General features: G+C 63.9%; 18 protein-coding genes. All 18 read left to right on the plus strand.

The features are described from left to right. Window positions 1–101 precede the first annotated feature (101 nt). The 18 genes from secY to ACXAEK_RS07505 all read left to right on the plus strand — a co-directional run bounded on the left by secY (window position 102) and on the right by ACXAEK_RS07505 (window position 18897). Window positions 102–1466, plus strand: a complete 1365-nt coding sequence (gene secY, locus ACXAEK_RS07420; RefSeq protein WP_475040862.1) for a preprotein translocase subunit SecY — start codon at window positions 102–104, stop codon at window positions 1464–1466. Then, window positions 1463–2110 carry an adenylate kinase gene (locus ACXAEK_RS07425; RefSeq protein WP_475040864.1) on the plus strand — a complete coding sequence of 216 codons (648 nt, stop codon included), beginning with the start codon at window positions 1463–1465 and terminating at the stop codon, window positions 2108–2110. Before secY ends, ACXAEK_RS07425 begins: the two co-directional genes overlap by 4 nt. Window positions 2111–2431: 321 nt before the next feature. Then, window positions 2432–2800: a 30S ribosomal protein S13 gene (rpsM, locus tag ACXAEK_RS07430; protein ID WP_019298012.1), complete on the plus strand. Its 369-nt coding sequence runs from the start codon at window positions 2432–2434 to the stop codon at window positions 2798–2800. Between the two features lie 14 nt (window positions 2801–2814). Further along, entirely contained in the window at window positions 2815–3204 is a 390-nt protein-coding gene (gene rpsK / locus ACXAEK_RS07435) for a 30S ribosomal protein S11 (RefSeq protein ID WP_192965437.1), read from the plus strand. A 113-nt stretch (window positions 3205–3317) separates the two neighbouring features. Next, a complete protein-coding gene (locus ACXAEK_RS07440; protein WP_008553505.1) occupies window positions 3318–4334 on the plus strand; it encodes a DNA-directed RNA polymerase subunit alpha in 1017 nt (338 codons plus the stop codon). A 136-nt stretch (window positions 4335–4470) separates the two neighbouring features. Next, on the plus strand, window positions 4471–4899 hold the full coding sequence (rplQ, locus tag ACXAEK_RS07445; RefSeq protein WP_475040866.1) for a 50S ribosomal protein L17: 429 nt from the start codon (window positions 4471–4473) through the stop codon (window positions 4897–4899). Window positions 4900–5071: 172 nt separating this feature from the next. After that, entirely contained in the window at window positions 5072–7495 is a 2424-nt protein-coding gene (locus ACXAEK_RS07450) for a methyl-accepting chemotaxis protein (RefSeq protein ID WP_475040867.1), read from the plus strand. Window positions 7496–7792: 297 nt separating this feature from the next. After that, a complete protein-coding gene (locus tag ACXAEK_RS07455) occupies window positions 7793–8872 on the plus strand; it encodes a 3-deoxy-7-phosphoheptulonate synthase (RefSeq protein WP_475040869.1) in 1080 nt (359 codons plus the stop codon). A 206-nt stretch (window positions 8873–9078) separates the two neighbouring features. After that, window positions 9079–9240 (plus strand): hypothetical protein, encoded by a 162-nt coding sequence (locus ACXAEK_RS07460; protein WP_475040871.1) that lies wholly within the window; start codon window positions 9079–9081, stop codon window positions 9238–9240. Between the two features lie 30 nt (window positions 9241–9270). After that, window positions 9271–10320: a TauD/TfdA family dioxygenase gene (locus ACXAEK_RS07465; protein ID WP_475040873.1), complete on the plus strand. Its 1050-nt coding sequence runs from the start codon at window positions 9271–9273 to the stop codon at window positions 10318–10320. Window positions 10321–10514: 194 nt separating this feature from the next. Then, window positions 10515–11921: a trypsin-like peptidase domain-containing protein gene (locus ACXAEK_RS07470; protein WP_475040875.1), complete on the plus strand. Its 1407-nt coding sequence runs from the start codon at window positions 10515–10517 to the stop codon at window positions 11919–11921. A 62-nt stretch (window positions 11922–11983) separates the two neighbouring features. After that, window positions 11984–13291 (plus strand): replication-associated recombination protein A, encoded by a 1308-nt coding sequence (locus ACXAEK_RS07475; RefSeq protein ID WP_475040877.1) that lies wholly within the window; start codon window positions 11984–11986, stop codon window positions 13289–13291. Between the two features lie 167 nt (window positions 13292–13458). After that, window positions 13459–13839, plus strand: coding sequence for a fluoride efflux transporter CrcB (gene crcB, locus ACXAEK_RS07480; RefSeq protein WP_475040878.1), 381 nt, complete (start codon window positions 13459–13461; stop codon window positions 13837–13839). Continuing rightward, window positions 13836–14882, plus strand: a complete 1047-nt coding sequence (locus ACXAEK_RS07485; protein WP_475040879.1) for an RluA family pseudouridine synthase — start codon at window positions 13836–13838, stop codon at window positions 14880–14882. The genes crcB and ACXAEK_RS07485 overlap by 4 nt, the downstream gene beginning before the upstream one ends. Continuing rightward, window positions 14879–15547 (plus strand): HAD family hydrolase, encoded by a 669-nt coding sequence (locus tag ACXAEK_RS07490; protein WP_475040881.1) that lies wholly within the window; start codon window positions 14879–14881, stop codon window positions 15545–15547. Before ACXAEK_RS07485 ends, ACXAEK_RS07490 begins: the two co-directional genes overlap by 4 nt. Window positions 15548–15550: 3 nt before the next feature. Beyond that, on the plus strand, window positions 15551–16255 hold the full coding sequence (locus ACXAEK_RS07495; protein WP_475040882.1) for an ATP12 family chaperone protein: 705 nt from the start codon (window positions 15551–15553) through the stop codon (window positions 16253–16255). A 231-nt stretch (window positions 16256–16486) separates the two neighbouring features. Further along, the gene (locus tag ACXAEK_RS07500) at window positions 16487–17503 is read left to right on the plus strand and encodes an amino acid ABC transporter substrate-binding protein (RefSeq protein WP_475040884.1); all 1017 of its coding nucleotides are present in this window, start codon (window positions 16487–16489) and stop codon (window positions 17501–17503) included. 125 nt (window positions 17504–17628) lie between these two features. Then, window positions 17629–18897, plus strand: a complete 1269-nt coding sequence (locus ACXAEK_RS07505) for an amino acid ABC transporter permease (protein WP_475040886.1) — start codon at window positions 17629–17631, stop codon at window positions 18895–18897.

An 18897-nucleotide genomic window follows, 5' to 3' on the forward strand; every position in this document is an offset into this window, starting at 1 on the left:
CGGCGCCAATGCCGCTTACATAGTCTTCGAGTTTTCCTAGAACGCCGCCCGAGCCGGAAAACGGTTCCGGGCGGCGTTTCCGCTAAAGAAGAGACCTTTTCATGGTATCAGCAGCAGAACAAATGGCGGCAAACACCAGCTGGGCTGCCCTTGGCAAGGCTACGGATCTGCGCAACCGCATCCTGTTCACCATCGGCCTTTTGATTGTCTACCGCCTGGGCACCTTCATCCCGGTTCCCGGCATCGACGCAGCCGCCCTGCGCCAGTTCATGGAGCAGGCAGGCCAGGGCATCGGCGGCATGGTGTCGATGTTCACCGGCGGCGCGCTTGGCCGCATGGGGATTTTCGCCCTTGGCATCATGCCCTATATCTCCGCCTCCATTATCGTTCAGCTTCTGACCTCGATGGTGCCCTCGCTTGAGCAGCTCAAGAAAGAGGGCGAGCAGGGCCGCAAGAAGATCAACCAGTACACCCGCTATGGCACCGTGGCGCTGGCGACCGCACAGGCCTATGGCCTGGCGGTGTCGCTGGAGCAGGGCGACCTGGCGACCGATCCGGGCATGTATTTCCGCATGGCCTGCATGATTACGCTCGTCGGCGGCACCATGTTCCTGATGTGGCTGGGCGAGCAGATCACCCAGCGCGGCATTGGCAACGGCATTTCGCTGATCATCTTCGTCGGCATCATTGCCGAGGTTCCGGCGGCAATTGCCCAGTTCTTTGCTTCCGGCCGTTCCGGCGCGATCAGCCCCGCTGTGATCATCGGTGTGATCGTCATGGTGGTTGCGGTGATCATGTTCGTGGTCTTCATGGAACGGGCGCTGCGTAAGATCCACATCCAGTACCCGCGCCGCCAGGTCGGCATGAAGGTCTATGACGGCGGCTCCTCGCATCTGCCGGTCAAGGTGAACCCGGCGGGCGTGATCCCGGCGATCTTCGCCTCCTCGCTTCTGCTGCTGCCGACCACCATTTCGGCGTTCTCCTCGGGTGCGGCGACCGGTCCGGTGATGTCCTGGCTGCTGGCGAACTTCGGCCCCGGCCAGCCGCTGTATCTGTTGTTCTTCGTCGCGATGATCGTGTTCTTTGCCTACTTCTACACTTTCAACGTCTCCTTCAAACCGGAGGACGTGGCGAACAACCTGAAGAACCAGAACGGTTTTGTTCCCGGTATCCGCCCGGGCAAGAAAACCGCGGAATACATCGAGTATGTGGTCAACCGCATCCTGGTTCTCGGCTCCGGCTATCTGGCGCTGGTCTGCCTCCTGCCGGAGGTCCTCCGCGGCCAATTCGCCATCCCGGTATATTTTGGCGGCACGTCCGTTCTGATTGTGGTATCCGTCACCATGGACACCATTCAGCAGGTGCAAAGCCACCTCCTCGCGCATCAGTATGAGGGCCTTATCGAGAAGAGCCAGCTGCGCGGGCGCAACAAGAAACGGACAAAACGGGGACCCTCTCGCCGATGACCAACATTATTCTCCTTGGCCCGCCTGGTGCGGGCAAAGGTACGCAAGCGCGCTACCTGGTTGAATCCCGCGGCATGGTGCAGCTCAGCACCGGCGACATGCTGCGGGAGGCTCAGACCTCCGGCACCGAAATGGGCAAGAAAGTTGCCGCCATCATGGCCGAAGGCAAGCTGGTCACTGACCAGATCGTCATTGGCCTGATCCGCGAAAAACTGCGGGATGGTGCCGAGGGCGGCTTCATCTTCGATGGCTTCCCGCGCACCCTGGCTCAGGCCGACGCGCTCAACAAGCTGCTGGAAGAGATGGGTCTCAAGCTTGATGCTGTGATCGAGATGCAGGTCGATGACGAGGCGCTGGTTGCCCGCATCACCGGCCGCTCCACCTGCGGCGGCTGCGGCGAGGTCTACCATGACCAGACCAAACCCTGGCCGGCGGACGGCAAATGCGCCAACTGCGGCAGCGATGATGTGAAACGCCGGGCGGACGACAATGAGGACAGCCTCAAGACCCGCCTGATGGAATACTACAAGAAAACCTCGCCGCTGATCGGCTACTATTACGCCAAGGGCAACCTGCAGCGCCTGGACGGCTTGGCCTCGATCGAGAACGTCCGCAAGGACATGGCCTGGATCATGGGCGAATAAACCACCGGTGTGCCGGATCGAAATGCCCCGGGCTGCATGGCTTCGGGGCATTTTCTATTCAGGAGCCCTCGGTCTTTCCTATCCTGGCCGGTCCGGGCGGAGGCAAGCGGGGAGGGGTGCGTTTTCGCAGATCACGGGTTGACCCCTGCGGCAATTCCACATAGGCAACCCCATCCCTTCTGGGAATGATTCCCGGCGGATGGATTCGTCTGTCTGCCTTACCACCTCGAAATGCTGGACCCTCTGGCCACACTGCCACGGTCAAGTGTTGTGAAAAAAGGTTCCGGCGTTACGGAACCGCAACGAAAAGGAAAGTGACACGTGGCACGTATTGCCGGCGTTAACATCCCGACTGCAAAGCGGGTTCCCATCGCCCTCACCTACATCACCGGTATCGGCAACACCTCGGCGAAAGCCATCTGCGAGGCTGTTGGCATCGACGCAACCCGTCGTGTGAACGAACTGTCCGACGCTGAAGTCCTGGCCGTGCGCGAGCACATCGACGCCAACTACACCGTCGAAGGCGACCTGCGCCGTGAAGTGACCATGAACATCAAACGCCTGATGGACCTGGGCTGCTACCGTGGCCTGCGCCACCGCCGCAACCTGCCGGTCCGCGGTCAGCGTACCCACACCAACGCCCGCACCCGCAAGGGCCCGGCGAAGCCGATCGCCGGCAAGAAGAAGTAAGGGGGGCTTGATCAATGGCACGCGATAAATCCCGCATTAAGCGTAAAGAGCGCAAGAACATCGCCTCCGGCGTTGCTCACGTGAACTCTTCGTTCAACAACACCAAGATCCTGATCTCCGACGTGCAGGGCAACGCGATCTCCTGGTCGTCCGCCGGCACCATGGGCTTCAAAGGCTCCCGGAAATCCACTCCTTACGCGGCTCAGATGGCTGCTGAGGACGCGGGCAAGAAAGCCCAGGAACACGGTGTGAAGACCCTGGAAGTCGAAGTTCAGGGCCCCGGTTCGGGCCGTGAATCGGCGCTGCGCGCGCTGGCCGCAATCGGTTTCAACATCACCTCGATCCGTGATGTGACCCCGATCGCGCACAACGGCTGCCGTCCGCCGAAGCGCCGCCGCGTCTAAGCGCAAATTTTTGCTGGGGCCCCGCTTGATTCGCAGGGCCCCAGTGCGTCATTTAAACCTCGGGCGTCCTTGGCCTTTTGGACATGGGGCAAGGACAGGAATGGAGGGAACGCATGATCCATAAGAACTGGGCAGAGCTGATCAAGCCGGCACAGCTGGAAGTGAAGCCGGGCAACGATCCTGCACGCCAGGCAACTGTCGTCGCAGAGCCGCTGGAACGCGGATTCGGCCTGACCCTGGGCAACGCGCTGCGCCGCGTCCTGATGAGCTCGCTGCAAGGCGCCGCCATCACCAGCGTGCAGATCGACAACGTCCTGCACGAGTTTTCGTCTGTCGCCGGTGTGCGTGAAGACGTCACCGACATCATCCTGAACCTCAAGCAGGTCTCCTTGCGCATGGAAGTCGAAGGCCCCAAGCGCCTGTCGATCAATGCCAAAGGCCCGGCTGTCGTCACCGCTGGCGACATTGCCGAGACCGCAGGCATCGAGGTTCTGAACCGCGACCACGTGATCTGCCACCTGGACGACGGCGCCGACCTGTTCATGGAACTGACCGTGAACACCGGCAAAGGCTATGTCTCGGCAGACAAGAACAAGCCGGAAGACGCCCCGATCGGCCTGATCCCGATCGACGCGATCTATTCGCCGGTCAAAAAGGTCTCCTACGACGTTCAGCCGACCCGTGAGGGCCAGGTTCTGGACTATGACAAGCTGACCATGAAGGTGGAAACCGACGGCTCCATCACCCCCGATGACGCCGTGGCTTTTGCTGCCCGCATCCTGCAGGACCAGCTGGGCATCTTCGTCAACTTCGACGAGCCGGAATCGGCTGGCCGCCAGGACGAGGACGACGGTCTGGAGTTCAACCCGCTTCTCTTGAAGAAAGTGGACGAGCTGGAACTGTCTGTCCGTTCGGCAAACTGCCTGAAGAACGACAACATCGTCTATATCGGCGACCTGATCCAGAAGACCGAAGCGGAGATGCTGCGCACCCCGAACTTCGGCCGCAAGTCGCTGAACGAGATCAAAGAGGTTCTGTCGGGCATGGGCCTGCACCTTGGCATGGACGTCGAGGACTGGCCGCCGGACAACATCGAAGATCTGGCCAAGAAGTTCGAAGACAGCTTCTAAGATTTCGAGGAGGGCTCCGGCCCTCCTCTTCAATGCCCGGGTTTGGCCGGGGACGACATGGGCATCCGCCCCAAGGTGAGCAGCTGACACGCATCAGCCGCCTGACAAAGCAAAACGCAATTAAAGGAACTGAAAAATGCGTCACGCACGTGGTTACCGCCGCCTGAACCGTACTCATGAGCACCGTAAAGCCCTGTTCTCGAACATGGCCGGCTCGCTGATCGAGCACGAGCAGATCAAGACAACCCTGCCCAAAGCAAAAGAACTGCGCCCGATCGTTGAAAAACTGATCACCCTGGCAAAACGCGGCGACCTGCACGCCCGCCGCCAGGCAGCTTCCAAGCTGAAAGAGGACAAGGACGTCGCGAAACTGTTCGAGGTTCTGGGCCCGCGCTACAAGGACCGTCAGGGCGGTTATGTCCGTATCCTGAAGGCCGGCTTCCGTTACGGCGACATGGCTCCGATGGCGATCATCGAGTTCGTCGACCGCGACACCTCCGCCAAAGGCGCCGCCGACAAGGCCCGCCTGGCAGCGGAAGAAGCAGCTGCAGAAGCTGAAGAATAAGACGCTTAGAACCCTCGGGTTCGCCTGTCAGCCCCCGCTCCGCCCGGAGCGGGGGTTTTTCGTTCCGCGACGGCAACTTCGGGATGTTTAGAATTCACTTTTTGTGCGAAAGGGAATCGTAATTTTCTTCTGGTTTTACTGCCGCATCCAAGAAAACTCCGGAACGGATGCGATGACGAACAAGAAGACTTCCGCGGCCAGGCGGTTCTCACTGGCAAATCTCAGCACCAAGGCAAAAATCGTTTCGGTGGCCATGTTTCCGCTGCTCTTGGTGCTGGGTGTCGGCGTCATGGCAGTTGTTGATCTGGGCCGGATGGAACGGGCCTCCGGCGATGTGGCGCACGCGCAGAAGATCCTGAGTGAATCGCAGGCGCTGGCAGAGGCGGCAGCGGGAATGGAAGCCGGGCTGCGGGGCTATCTGCTGGCAGGCCGCGAGGAATATCTGGTGCCCTTCGAGGAGGGCCAGGCGGAGGTGGCTGAGGCGCTGCAAAGCCTGCGGGATCTGGCCTCCGGCGACGCAGCGCTGATCGCGGATCTGGACGCGGCGGAGCAGACGCTGAACGGCTGGCAGGAGACTGTCGCCGCCACCGCCATCGGGCTGCGCCGCGAAATCGGCGACGCCATGACCATGAACGACATGGCCGATGAGGTGAAACAGTCCAAGGGCCGGGTGTTCTTTGATGAATTCCGCGCCGAGGTCGCCAAGATCATCGAGGAGGAGGAGGTCAACCTTGCCGACCGCCGTAACACATTTACCTCTCTGGTGAACGCAGGGATCGCAGATCCGGAGTATCTGAACACCTCGCTCGAAGCAGTCGAGAAGACCCACAAGACGATCAGCACCGCCAAGGACCTGATGGCCGCCGCCGTGGACATGGAAACCGGGATGCGCGGCTTTCTGCTGGCGGGCGACCGGGAGTTCCTCACCCCGTTCATGGAAGGCAGCACCCGTCTGCGCTCAGTCATGGGCATGCTGCGCCTGGCGATGATTGACAATTCGATCCAGTTGAACCGGCTGGATGCGGCCTCCAAGATCATCGACAACTGGCGCAAGGATGTTGCCGTGCCGATGATCCAGCTGCGCCGGGACATCGGTGATGCGGCCACCATGGATGACATGGCCGATTTCGTGGCCCAGGGCCAGGGCAAGGCCTATTTCGACAGCTTCCGCGACACCATGGCCGCACTTGAGACCAAGGCGGCAGGCATCATGGCCGCAAGCCGCACCGCCAGCGAGGAGATTACCGCCCAGACCCGGATGATGATCCCGGCCGCCATCGGCGCCGCGATCCTGATCGGCGCGGTGATGGCGCTGGTCACCGGCTCCGGCATTGCGTCGGGCATCCGCCGCATCGTGGTGTCCATGCGCGGCCTGGCCGAGGGCAACAACGCGGTGGAGATCCAGGGCCAGACCCGCGGCGACGAGGTGGGCGAAATGGCCCGCGCGCTGGAGAAATTCCGCGATGAGCTGGTCAAGATGCAGGAGGCCGAGAAGCAGAAGGCGCAAAGCAAGGATGCCGAATTGGCCGGTGTCGTGCGCGAGCTGAGCGAGCGCCTGTCGCGCCTGTCCCATGGCGATCTGACGATCCGCATCGCCGAGGCATTCCCCGAGGAATACGAACAGCTGCGCGCCGACTTCAACGGCTCGATCGACAATCTGAACGCCACCGTGCAGCAGGTGATCGGCGCCTCCTCCAGTATCCGCAACGGCGCGGCGGAGATCAGCCAGGCCTCTGACGACCTGTCGCACCGCACCGAAAGCCAGGCAGCAACCCTGGAACAGACCGCTGCGGCGATTGATGAGCTGACCGCCAGCGTGAAATCCGCAGCCGAGGGCGCCCGCAACGTGGAATCCACCGTGCAGGAGGCCCGCCAGGAAGCCGAAAGCAGCGGCGAGGTGGTGCAGAACGCCGTGGCCGCGATGAGCGGGATCGAGGAAAGCTCCAACAAGATCAGCCAGATCATCTCGGTCATCGACGACATCGCCTTCCAGACCAACCTGCTGGCCCTGAACGCAGGCGTCGAAGCCGCCCGCGCGGGCGAGGCAGGCCGCGGCTTTGCGGTGGTGGCCTCCGAAGTGCGCGCCCTGGCGCAGCGCTCGTCGGATGCCGCGATGGAGATCAAGACGCTGATCTCCGACAGCTCCCGCCAGGTGGATGAAGGCGTCGATCTGGTCGGCCGCGCAGGCGAGGCGCTGCAGTCCATCGTGGGCCGCGTCAGCCATATCTCGCAGCTGGTATCCGAAATCGCCGAAGGGGCAGAGGAACAATCGACCGGCCTGCATGAGATCAACACCGGCGTCACCCAGCTGGACCAGGTGACCCAGCAGAACGCGGCAATGGTGGAGGAGGCCACTGCCGCCGGCCATATGCTGAACACCGATGCCACAAAGCTTGCAGAGCTGGTGGCGCGGTTCCAGGTCGACGGCAGCAGCGCCGCGCTGGCGGTCCCGGCGGCGCCCGCTGCGGCCGAAGCGCAGCCCTCTGCCCACGGTGATGACGGCTGGGGCGGCTGGGAGCCGGAGGCCGGCCCGGCGCCGGCTGCAGCACCCGCCGCCGAAGGCAACGCCGCCCGCGATCTGTGGCAGGACTTCTGACCTCTGCCTTCAGGAAAATGCCAAGGGCCCTCCCGCGCGGGAGGGCTCTTGCGATTCCGTCGCGGGAATTTCAGGGGTGACAGGGGGGCGAATCTCCGCTAGCGTCCGCCCCATGACCCGTACCTATGCCGCATTCTGGTATTTCTTTTATCCGCGCCACATGGCGGACGGAGGGGTCAGCGCATTCTGAACAGACAGCTCAGATAGCACCAGGATACCACCAACCGCCCGCAGCCCGCAGGCGGTTTTTTTGTATCCGCCGCAGCGCCAAGGGCCTCCCGCCAAGGAAGCACACCCATGACACCCCAGACCGAAAACCTCCGCATCACCGGCATGCAGGAACTGATCTCGCCCGAGGATCTGGCCTCCCAGATGCCCGCAACAGCAGCAGCCACCGATACCGTGCTGGCCAGCCGCACCGCGATCCAGGACGTGCTGCATGGCCGCGACGGCCGTGTGGTGGCTGTTGTCGGCCCCTGTTCGATCCACGACCCCAAGGCGGCGATGGAATATGCCGAACGGCTGGCGCCGATGCGCGCGCGCCTGGCCGGGCAGCTGGAGATCGTGATGCGGGTCTACTTCGAAAAGCCCCGCACTATCTCGGGCTGGAAGGGGCTGATCAATGACCCCGGTCTCGACAATTCTTTCCGCATCAACGAAGGCCTGGGTCTGGCGCGCCGCCTGTGCCTGGACATCAACGCTCTGGGCCTGCCGGTGGGGACTGAGTTCCTGGATACCGCGGTGCCGCAATACATCTCTGACCTGGTGGCCTGGGCCGCCATCGGCGCCCGCACCACCGAAAGCCAGATCCACCGCGAGATGGCCTCCGGCCTCAGCTGCCCGGTGGGCTTCAAGAACGGCACCCGCGGCAATGTGCAGATCGCAGTGGATGCGGTGCGCTCGGCAGCGCATCCGCATCATTTCATGGCGCTGGCCAAATCGGGGCGCGCCGCAATTGCGGCCACCAGCGGCAACCCGGACTGCCATCTGATCCTGCGCGGCGGCGGCGGCACCAACTTTGACGCGGCCTCGGTTGATGCGGCCTGCAAGCTGGCGGAAAAAGACGGCATCCGCGGCCATGTGATGATCGACGCCAGCCACGCCAACAGCGGCAAGGACCCGATGCAGCAGCCTGCTGTGCTGCGCGATGTGGCAGGCCAAATCGCCGGCGGCGACAGCCGCATCACCGGGGTGATGGTGGAAAGCCATCTGGTGGCGGGCCGCCAGGATTTGGGCAAGGGGGAGCTAACTTACGGCCAGTCCATCACCGACGGCTGCCTCGGCTGGGAGGACACCGTCGCCGCGCTGGAGCATCTGGCTGCAGCGGTTGCCAGCCGCCAGGCCGCAACGGTCAAGCCGGAACTGGCTGAGGCCTGAGACCAAAGAGGAGGCAGGGGCCTGCCCCCTTGCCAGCCGCAGCAAATTGCGGATCATGCGGGCATGGGAACCGCAGGCCATTCCGGAAAACCGCTGTATCAGAAACTGGGTTCCAAACCCGGTTTCCGGGCCGCTGCGGCCGGCGCGCACCCGGCATCGCGCGGCAGGCCGCAGAGCAGGCTATCGCCGCCTTGCGCGCAGGCGGCATGCTTTGGCTGTCCTGGACCAGGAAAAGCCCGAAACTGCACCACGGCCTTTCCAGGGATGATCTGCGTTCGCCGGTGCTGCTGCTGGGCTGGGTGGATGTAAAGGTCTGCGCGATGGATCAGGACTGGTCCGGGCTCAAGTTCCTGAAGCGGAAACCATGAGGTGCGGCCGCGCCAGAAGGGAGGGGCACCATGCTGGAACAACTACCGGAACGGATCGAAGGCCCAGCCGCCTGGACCGGGCGGGACATGCAGGCGGATCCCGGACGCTGGCTGGTGCAGCTGGCGCCAGAAGATATTGCCGACCTGGAACAGGCCGCCCGCCACTACTTGAGTCTTGGCCGCGGCATCGGGGAAATCACCCGGGCGGATTTTCCGCTCCGCAGCTTTGCCGCGCATCTGGAGGCGCTGAAGGGCAAGCTGCTCACCGGCATCGGCTTCGAGGTGCTGCGCGGCCTGCCGGTGGCGGGCTACAGCCAGGAAATGGCCGCCGCCATTTTCTGCGGGGTGGGGGCGCATCTGGGATCGGCACGGTCGCAGAATGCAGCAGGCCATATCCTGGGCCATGTGCGCGACACCGGGGCTGATGCAAATGACCCCAATACCCGCATCTACCAGACCCACGCGCGCCAGACCTTCCACACCGACAGCGCTGATGTTGTGGGCCTCCTGTGCCTGCAGGAGGCGCGGGAAGGCGGCGATTCCCTGCTGGTCAGCGCCGAGGCGATCTATAACCGGATGCGCGCCGAACGCCCGGACCTGCTGGCGCGTCTGTTCGACCCGATTGCCACCGACCGGCGCGGCGAGGTGCCGGAGGGGATGCAGCCCTTCATGACCATCCCGCCGCTCAGCTGGCACGCGGGCAAGCTCACCGTGTTTTACCAGCGCCAGTATATCGACAGCGCTCAGCGGTTCCCCGAAGCCATGCGGCTGACGCCGGAGCATGTGGAAGCGCTCGACATGTTCGACGCCCTCGCCAATGATCCGGCGCTGCATCTGACCATGCGGCTGCAGGCCGGCGACATGCAGTTTGTCTACAACCACTCCCAGCTGCATGACCGCACCGGCTTTACCGACTGGCCGGAGCCCGCGCGCCGCCGCCATCTGCTGCGCCTGTGGCTGTCACCCGACGGTGACCGGGAACTGCCTGCCTGTTTCAAGCAGCGCTACGGCAGCATCACCCCCGGCCGCCGCGGCGGCATCATCACCAGGGGCACAAGGCTGCACGCTCCGCTGGACTAAGAACAGCCACTGCTTCTTTCTGGTTCAAAATACTCCGGGGTGAATTGGCCGTGAGGCCAAGAGGGGCAGTGCCCCTGTTCTTTTCAAACCTGCGGGGCAGCGCCCCTGCACTCTGTTCCCGCCTGGCACTGTCCTGCCTTGCAATCCGCGCGCGTCCTCCGCATATCCTTCGGGCAGCAACAAACGGAGCCCGCATGATCCGACCAGCCTTGACCGCCCTTGCCTTTTGCCTTGCCCTGCCTGCGATGGCTTGGCCTGCTGCCGCCGAAACCCGGGTGCCGCAGAACCAGGCGGAAATCGCGCTGGGCTTTGCGCCCCTGGTCAAACAGGCCTCGCCTGCGGTGGTCAACATCTATGCCAAGGTGGTGCGCCAGGTGCAGCAGCGCCGCCGCTCGCCTTTCATGAACGATCCGTTCTTCGATGATTTCTTCCGCGGTTTTGCCAAGCCGCAGCCGCGGGTCGAGAACTCGCTGGGCTCCGGCGTGATCCTGTCGGCGGACGGCATCGTGGTCTCCAACTACCATGTCGTCGGCATGGCGACCGAAATCCGCGTGGTGACGGCGGACCGGCGCGAATACAATGCGCGGGTGATCCTGGGCGACAAGGCCAGCGACCTGGCGATCCTGCAGCTGGAAGCCGCCGAAGACCTGCCCTTTCTGAACTTGCGCGACAGCGATCAGGTTGAGGTGGGCGAGCTGGCGCTGGCGATCGGCAATCCCTTTGGCGTTGGCCAGACTGTCAGCAGCGGCATCATCTCTGGCCTTGCGCGCACCGGCATGGGGGCGGGCGACGGCTTTGGCTACTACATCCAGACCGACGCGCCGATCAACCCGGGCAACTCCGGCGGCGCGCTGATTGACGTGAACGGCGATCTGATCGGCATCAACACCCGTATCCTGTCGCGTTCCGGCGGCTCCAACGGCATCGGCTTTGCCATCCCCGCCAATCTGGTGAAGGAGTTCGTCAGCCAGGCCCGCCGCGGCTCAGAAGAGTTCCAGCGCCCCTGGGCCGGCATGGCGGGGCAGCCGGTAGACGCGGATCTGGCGGCCTCTCTGGGCATGGAACTGCCCGAGGGCATGGTGATTTCGGACCTGCACCGCGAAAGCCCCTTTGCCAAGGCGGGCTTCAAGGTGGGCGACGTGATAACCCATGTGGATGGCGAGGTGGTGAACTCGCCCTCCGAGATGGTGTTCCGGATGTCGGTGGCGGGGCTGAACGGGCTGTCTTCCATCACCCGCCTGCGCGGCAGCGAGCGGGAAGAGGTCGAGGTGCCGATGATCACGGCGCCGGATCAGCCGCCCGCCAACCCGGTGCAGCTGGATGAGACCACCGCGCTGCCGGGCCTTACCGTGGCACGGATCAATCCGCAGGTGATTGCCCGTCTCGGCCTGCCCTTGTCGGCAGAGGGGGTGGTGGTGACCGACCCCGGCCCTTATGCCGGGCGCGGCGGGGTGCAGCCGGGTGATGCGCTGCTGGCCGTCAATGGCCAGCCGGTGGCCAGCACCGGGGATGTTCAGGCAATCCTGTCCGCCAGCAGCCGCTGGATCCAGCTGGACCTGAACCGCCGCGGCCAGCGGGTCACGCTGAAGTTCCGGCTCTAAGCGGCGGCTCATCCTGTAACGGCGTCCGGCAGACCCGGCGGACCGCAAAGGCGAGGTAAAACATGGCGGATCTCTTTGACGCAGGCGGGGGCCAGGGCAACCAGCCGCTTGCCGCTGCCCTGAGGCCCCGGTCCCTGGACGAGGTGATCGGCCAGCAGGCGCTGACCGCCGAAGGCTCGATCCTGCGGCGGCGCATTGCCGCCGGGCAGCTGGGCAGCATCGTGCTCTACGGGCCGCCGGGGGTGGGCAAGACTTCGATCGCGCGGGCAGTGGGCGACATGCTGAACAAGGAATTCCGGCCGCTGCATGCGACCCGCGCCGGGGTCAAGGATATCCGCCAGCTGGCGGATGAGGCACGCATCCGCCCCTTGCTGATCTTTGTCGACGAGGTGCACCGGTTTTCCGCCACCCAGGCGGACGACCTCTTGGCAATCTGCGAAGAGGGCACCGCGGATTTCATCGGCGCCACCACCCAGAACCCCTATACGGCGCTTCCCAAGGCGCTTGTCTCGCGCTCGACGATCCTCAAGCTGGAGCCGGTGTCGATCGGGGATATGGAGGCGGTGCTGGACCGCGGCATCCGCCACTTGGCCAAATCCGGTATCGAGGTGCAGCTGAGCCCGGATCAGCTGCGGCTGATTGCGGGCCGGTCCGGGGGCGATGCGCGCCGGGCGCTGACAACGCTGGAGAGCCTGGCCGTTGGCCATGCCCCGGGCGCACCGGTGGTGGTGTCGGACGGGATGATTGCGGAGGTCTACCAGGCGGCACCGGTCAATCACGACCGTTCGGGGGACCAGCATTATGACGTGATCTCCGCCTTCATCAAGTCGATGCGCGGCGGCGAACCCAACGCGGTTCTGTACTGGCTGGCGCGGCTGATCCATGGCGGCGAGGATCCGCGCTTTATTGCCCGGCGGATCATGATCCACGCCTCCGAGGACGTGGGGCTGGCCGACAATACCGCCTTGCAAACGGCGGTGGCCGCGGCGCAGGCTGTGGAGATGATCGGCTATCCGGAAGCGCAGATCATCCTGTCCCACGCGGCGCTGCATGTGGCGCGCGCGCCCAAGTCGGGTTCGGCCAACCATGGCATTTCGGCAGCGCTGGCGGCGGTGGCGCATGAGCCGCCGCTGCCGGTGCCGCTGCATCTGCGCGATGCCCATTACCAGGGGGCGGCGGAGCTGGGCCATGAGGGCTACCGCAGCCCGCACAAGGACCCGCGGGGCTGGCTGGAGCAGGAATACGCGCCGGGCATCGCGCCGGGCCGGTTTTACTGCAGCGAGGCGCGGCAGTCGCCGACCTTTGAAAAGCGCGCCGATGAGTATTGGGAACGGGTGACCGGCAAACCGGTGCCGAAGCGGTTTGGCTGAAGCCGGGCTGACCGGCTTTCCTGGCGGAAAACCGATGCCTCCGGCGGGAGTATTTCGGGCAAGATGAAAGGGCAGGTGCCGGGCTGCGGGTGCAGCGCTTGAGCCTTGCACGCGGTGCAATACGGGGAAAACTTGACATCTCCGTACGCGCGCGCGACAGGACGGGGATGATTTCTTCGGTTTCCATGGTCGCTTTTGGCGGCGCTGTTGGGGCGGTGTGCCGCTATCTGGCCGGGCTGGGCATCATCCGGGTCCTGGGGCACCATGACTTTCCGGTGGCGATCCTGACGGTGAATATCCTCGGATCCTTTCTGATGGGGATGTTCGTGGTGGCGGCGGCGCTGCGGGACCTGACCTGGCTCAGCCCCTTGGTGATGACCGGGCTGATGGGCGGGTTCACCACGTTTTCAGCGTTCTCGCTGGAGACCGCCAACCTGATCGAGCGCGGCGCCTTCGGGCAGGCGGCGCTGTATGTAGCTTTGTCCGTGGGCCTGTCGGTCGGCGGATTGTTTCTGGGCCTGATGGCCGCAAGGGGAGTGTTCGCATGAGCGGCGTTCAGATGATTACCGTCAGCGAAGACGACAGCGGCCAGCGCATCGACCGCTGGCTGCGGCGGCTGTTTCCGCATGTGAACCAGGGCCGCATCGAGAAGATGTGCCGCAAGGGCGAGCTGCGCTTGGATGGCGGCCGGGTGAAGGCCAATACCCGCGTCGAGGCGGGGCAGGTGGTGCGGGTGCCGCCGCTGGCGGACAGCGATCTGAAACCGGCTGCGCCGCGCGAGATGAAAATCTCGGACGCCGATGCCAAAATGATCCAGTCTTGCGTGATCTACCGCGACGATGACGTGATCGTGCTGAACAAGCCCGCGGGCCTGGCAGTGCAGGGCGGCTCTGGCACCACCAAGCATGTGGACGGGCTGGCAGAGGCGCTGAAGTTCGGGCTGGAGGATAAGCCCAAGCTGGTGCACCGGATCGACAAGGACACCTCTGGCGTACTGGTGCTGGCGCGCAACCGCAAGGCGGCGCAAGGCCTGACCGCGGCCTTCCGCCACAAGAACACCCGCAAGATCTACTGGGCGCTGGTGGCGGGCGTGCCGACGCCGTATCTGGGTGAGATCAAGAACGGGCTGGTGAAGGCGCCGGGCCATGGTAAATCCGGCGAAGGCGAAAAGATGATCAACGTGCATCCGCAGGACATCGACGACACCTATGGCGCCAAGCGGGCGCATACGCTTTATGCCACGCTCTACCGGGTGGCCAGCCGCGCTGCCTGGGTGGCGATGGAGCCGATCACCGGCCGCACCCACCAGCTGCGGGCGCATATGTCCGGCATGGGGCATCCGATTGCGGGCGACGGCAAATACGGCGGCTCGGGGCAGGAGAACCTGGGCGACGGATGGGGCGCCTCGATCGGCGGCGTGATCTCCAAGAAGCTGCACCTGCACGCGCGCCGGATGGTGTTTGAGCATCCCGTCACCCGCAAGCCGGTGTCGGTTGTGGCGCCGCTGCCCGACCACATGAAGGAAAGCTGGGACACCTTCGGCTGGACCGAGGACCTGGCCGCCGATGACCCGTTCGAGGATCTGAAGTGAGCGCGGACCTGCGGCTGATCCTGTTTGACGTGGATGGCACCCTGGTGGACAGCCAGGGCGCGATCACCGGCGCCATGGCAGAGGCTTTTCAAGGGGTTGGGCTGGAAACCCCGCCGCGCGATAGGATCCTGTCCATCGTCGGCCTGTCGCTGCCGCTGGCGATGCGCGAGCTGGCGCCGGAACAGGACGCCGCCACGCTGGAGGCGCTGGTGGAGGGCTATAAATCCTCTTACATGCTGGCGCGCGAGGCGGCGGGCGCGGCGCATTCGCCGCTTTACCCCGGCACGCAGGAGATGCTGGCAGAGCTCAATGAGGTGCCGGAATATCTGCTGGGGGTCGCCACCGGCAAATCCCAGCGCGGGGTGGATGCGCTGATCGCGGCGCATGGGCTGACTTGTTTCGTGACCCGGCAGGTGGCGGATCACCACCCGTCCAAGCCGCATCCGTCGATGGTGCTGACTGCGATGGCGGAAACCGGGGTGGGCCGCGAAAACACCGTGATGGTCGGCGACACGCGGTATGACATTGAAATGGGGCGCGCAGCGGGGGTCACCACCATCGCCGTGCCCTGGGGCTATCACCCGGCAGAGACATTGGGCGCCGATTACCTGATCCGCGATTTCGCGGAGCTGCGCCCGCTGCTGGCAGAGATCTGGAAAGGCTAAGAGATGAGCGGCTGGGCACAGAAACGGTTCTGGAAAGAGGTCACGCTGGCGGAGACCAGAGACGGCTTTGCCATTGAATTGGACGGGCGCCGGGTGAAGACTCCGGCCAAGGCACCGCTGGCTGTGCCGACCCGCGCCATGGCAGAGGCCATTGCCGCGGAATGGGGCGCCCAGACCGAATCAGTTGACCCGAAAACCATGCCTTGCACCCGGTCTGCCAACGCTGCGATTGACAAGGTGACACATCAGCACAGCGAAGTGGCGGCCATGCTGGCCGAATACGGCGATTCCGACCTGCTGTGCTACCGCGCCGACGCCCCCGTGGAATTGACGTTGCGTCAGGCGCGGGAATGGGACCCGGTTCTGGACTGGGCGGCGGAGGTTCTGGGCGCCCGGCTGCAGCCGCGTTCGGGTGTTCTGCACCAGCCGCAGGACGCCGCGGCGCTGGCCGTGCTGTCGGACAAAGTGCATGAGATGACCCCGTTCCAGCTGGCGGCTTTCCATGATTTGGTAGGGATTTCGGGCTCTTTGATCCTTGGCTTTGCGGCTGCGCAGGGCTGGCGCGGCGCCGATGAGATCTGGCTGCTGTCGCGTCTGGACGAGCGCTGGCAGGAGGAGCAATGGGGCGTTGACGAGGAAGCCCAGGCTGCCGCCGAAGTGAAGCGGCAGGAGTTTCTGCACGCCAAGCAATTCTACGATTTTTCCTGACAGTTCAAAAAATTACCTTTCACCCCCTCGGATCGACAGAAAATTATACGCTGGAATAGTTTGTGCGCGCTGCGCACATCGAATTTCATGATCCCGCCCTTGACGTTTGTTGATGAATGCGCCCACACTTGGGCGCGAATTAGGGGTAAACCCTTCTTCAGTCTCATTACCGGCGGGGGATCGCCGGTTAATAAGAACCGCCGAATGGCGGACTATCAGGAAGAGGTAAAAATGAAAAAATCCGTAATTTTGGGCGCAATGACCTTTGCCGGTCTTGCGGCTGGCGCTGCATCTGCTGGCACCCTGGACGACGTCAAGGCGCGCGGCAAACTGAACTGCGGCGTCACCGTTGGCCTGGTCGGCTTTGCGGCTCCGAATGCGAATGGCGAATGGGAAGGCTTTGACGTTGCCGTCTGCCGTGCTGTGGCTGCAGCCGTGCTGGGCGATTCCAAAGCTGTGGAATTCGTGCCGACCACCGGCAAGACCCGCTTTACCGCGCTGGCGTCGGGCGAAATCGACATGCTGGCCCGCAACACCACCTGGACCTTCAGCCGCGACGTGGACCTGAAATTCGAATTCACCGGCGTCAACTACTATGACGGCCAGGGCTTCATGGTCCCGAAAGAGCTGGGCGTCAGCTCGGCCAAGGAACTGGACGGCGCCACCGTCTGCATCCAGACCGGCACCACCACCGAGCTGAACCTGGCGGATTTCTTCCGCTCCAACAACATCAGCTATGAGCCGGTGCCGATCGAGACCAACGCCGAAGCGCAGCAGCAGTACCTGGCTGGCGCCTGCGACGTCTACACCACCGATGCCTCCGGCCTGGCCGCGACCCGCGCAACCTTTGACGATCCGGGCGCGCATGTGATCCTGCCGGAAATCATCTCCAAGGAGCCGCTGGGCCCGCTGGTCCGCCATGGCGACCACGAGTGGGGCGACGTTGTCCGCTGGACCCTGAACGCGCTGGTCTCGGCTGAAGAGCTGGGCATCACCTCCGCCAACCTGAGCGAAATGGCTGCCGGCACCGAGAACCCGGAAATCAACCGCCTGCTGGGCACCGAAGGCACCCTGGGCGAAATGCTGGGCCTGTCGGCTGACTGGGCGCAGAAAGCCATCGCTTCCGAGGGCAACTATGGTGAAGTCTTTGCCAAGAACATCGGCGAAGACACTCCGGTTGGCCTGGCCCGCGGCCTGAACGCACAGTGGACCGAAGGCGGCCTGCTGTACTCGCCGCCGTTCCGCTAAACACACCACCGGGAGGGGCGCAGGTATTTCCTGCGCCCTTTTCCTATCTGAAAAAAGCTCCGGACCGCTGCGGAGCGGGGACAACCCCGCCAGGATAGAGAGCCGGAGTCAGGGGATCACAATATATGTCAACGCTTACTGACCCGCCAAAGGAGCAGTTCCGGCTGTCTATGCTCCTTTACGATACCCGTTACCGGTCGGGGACCATCCAGGTCATCGCCATGTTCGGGTTCATGCTTTTGGCAGCCTGGCTTATCAATAACACGCTGAGCAACCTGGCCGCGCTGGGCAAGCCGATCGACTTCGGCTTCTTCGCGGAGCCCGCCAGCTATGACATCAACCAGCGCCTGCTGGAGTACACGTCTCGCGATACCCATTTGCGGGCCGCGCTGATGGGGCTTCTGAATACGCTGGTCGTCGCCTTTCTGGGCTGTATCACCGCCACCGTCCTAGGGGTGGTTATCGGTGTTCTGCGCTTGTCGTCGAACTGGCTGGTGGCCCGCCTGATGACGATCTACGTCGAGATGTTCCGCAACGTGCCGGTGCTTCTGTGGATCGTGTTCGTGATGGCGATCCTGATCGAAACCCTTCCGGCGCCGCGGGCGTTCCGGGGTGAAAACCCCGAAGCCACGATGAGCCTGATGGACAGCGTTGCCGTGACCAACCGCGGTGTCTATATCCCCGAACCGCTGTTCTCGCGCTCGCTGGGCGACGTTCACCTGCTGGGCGATGCCTCGCTGCGGTTTGATGTCAGCCTGGACCTGGTGGCCATTCTGGTGGTACTGGGCCTCAGCCTGTTTGCCTCGTTGAAGATCCGCCAGCGCGCCGACCGCATCCAGGAAGCCACCGGCGACCGTCCCAAGACCTGGCACATCCGCACCGCCGTAGTGGTTCTGCCGATGGTGATCCTGCTGTCGGTGCTGGGTTTCCACCTGGGCTACCCGGAGCTGAAGGGCTTCAACTTCAAGGGCGGCACCCATCTGCGCAACTCGCTGATTGCCCTGTGGCTGGCGCTGTCGCTGTACACTGCGGCCTTCATCGCGGAAATCGTGCGCGCGGGCATCATGGCTATCTCCAAGGGCCAGACCGAAGCCGCCGAGGCGCTGGGACTGCGCTCCAACAAGATCATGTCGCTGGTGATCCTGCCGCAGGCGCTGCGGGTGATCATCCCGCCGCTGATCTCCAACTATCTGAACCTGACCAAGAACTCGTCGCTGGCGATTGCCGTGGGCTACATGGACATCACCGGGACATTGGGCGGCATCACCATGAACCAGACCGGCCGCGAGCTGGAATGCGTTCTGTTGCTGATGCTGGTGTACCTGGCGATCTCGCTGACCATTTCCGCGATCATGAACTGGTACAACGAAGCCGTGAAGCTGAAGGAGCGCTGA

The sequence above is a fragment of the Leisingera sp. ABM4_101 genome (assembly GCF_056158725.1).

Coding starts and splice junctions, on each gene's coding strand:
- ACXAEK_RS07475 (WP_475040877.1), top strand. CDS start 11,984: ATGGCGGATCTCTTTGACGCAGGCGGGGGCCAGGGCAACCAGCCGCTT.
- rpsK (WP_192965437.1), top strand. CDS start 2,815: ATGGCACGCGATAAATCCCGCATTAAGCGTAAAGAGCGCAAGAACATC.
- ACXAEK_RS07485 (WP_475040879.1), top strand. CDS start 13,836: ATGAGCGGCGTTCAGATGATTACCGTCAGCGAAGACGACAGCGGCCAG.
- rplQ (WP_475040866.1), top strand. CDS start 4,471: ATGCGTCACGCACGTGGTTACCGCCGCCTGAACCGTACTCATGAGCAC.
- ACXAEK_RS07455 (WP_475040869.1), top strand. CDS start 7,793: ATGACACCCCAGACCGAAAACCTCCGCATCACCGGCATGCAGGAACTG.
- crcB (WP_475040878.1), top strand. CDS start 13,459: ATGATTTCTTCGGTTTCCATGGTCGCTTTTGGCGGCGCTGTTGGGGCG.
- ACXAEK_RS07505 (WP_475040886.1), top strand. CDS start 17,629: ATGTCAACGCTTACTGACCCGCCAAAGGAGCAGTTCCGGCTGTCTATG.
- ACXAEK_RS07495 (WP_475040882.1), top strand. CDS start 15,551: ATGAGCGGCTGGGCACAGAAACGGTTCTGGAAAGAGGTCACGCTGGCG.
- ACXAEK_RS07465 (WP_475040873.1), top strand. CDS start 9,271: ATGCTGGAACAACTACCGGAACGGATCGAAGGCCCAGCCGCCTGGACC.
- ACXAEK_RS07500 (WP_475040884.1), top strand. CDS start 16,487: ATGAAAAAATCCGTAATTTTGGGCGCAATGACCTTTGCCGGTCTTGCG.
- ACXAEK_RS07450 (WP_475040867.1), top strand. CDS start 5,072: ATGACGAACAAGAAGACTTCCGCGGCCAGGCGGTTCTCACTGGCAAAT.
- ACXAEK_RS07470 (WP_475040875.1), top strand. CDS start 10,515: ATGATCCGACCAGCCTTGACCGCCCTTGCCTTTTGCCTTGCCCTGCCT.
- ACXAEK_RS07440 (WP_008553505.1), top strand. CDS start 3,318: ATGATCCATAAGAACTGGGCAGAGCTGATCAAGCCGGCACAGCTGGAA.
- secY (WP_475040862.1), top strand. CDS start 102: ATGGTATCAGCAGCAGAACAAATGGCGGCAAACACCAGCTGGGCTGCC.
- ACXAEK_RS07460 (WP_475040871.1), top strand. CDS start 9,079: ATGCTTTGGCTGTCCTGGACCAGGAAAAGCCCGAAACTGCACCACGGC.
- ACXAEK_RS07425 (WP_475040864.1), top strand. CDS start 1,463: ATGACCAACATTATTCTCCTTGGCCCGCCTGGTGCGGGCAAAGGTACG.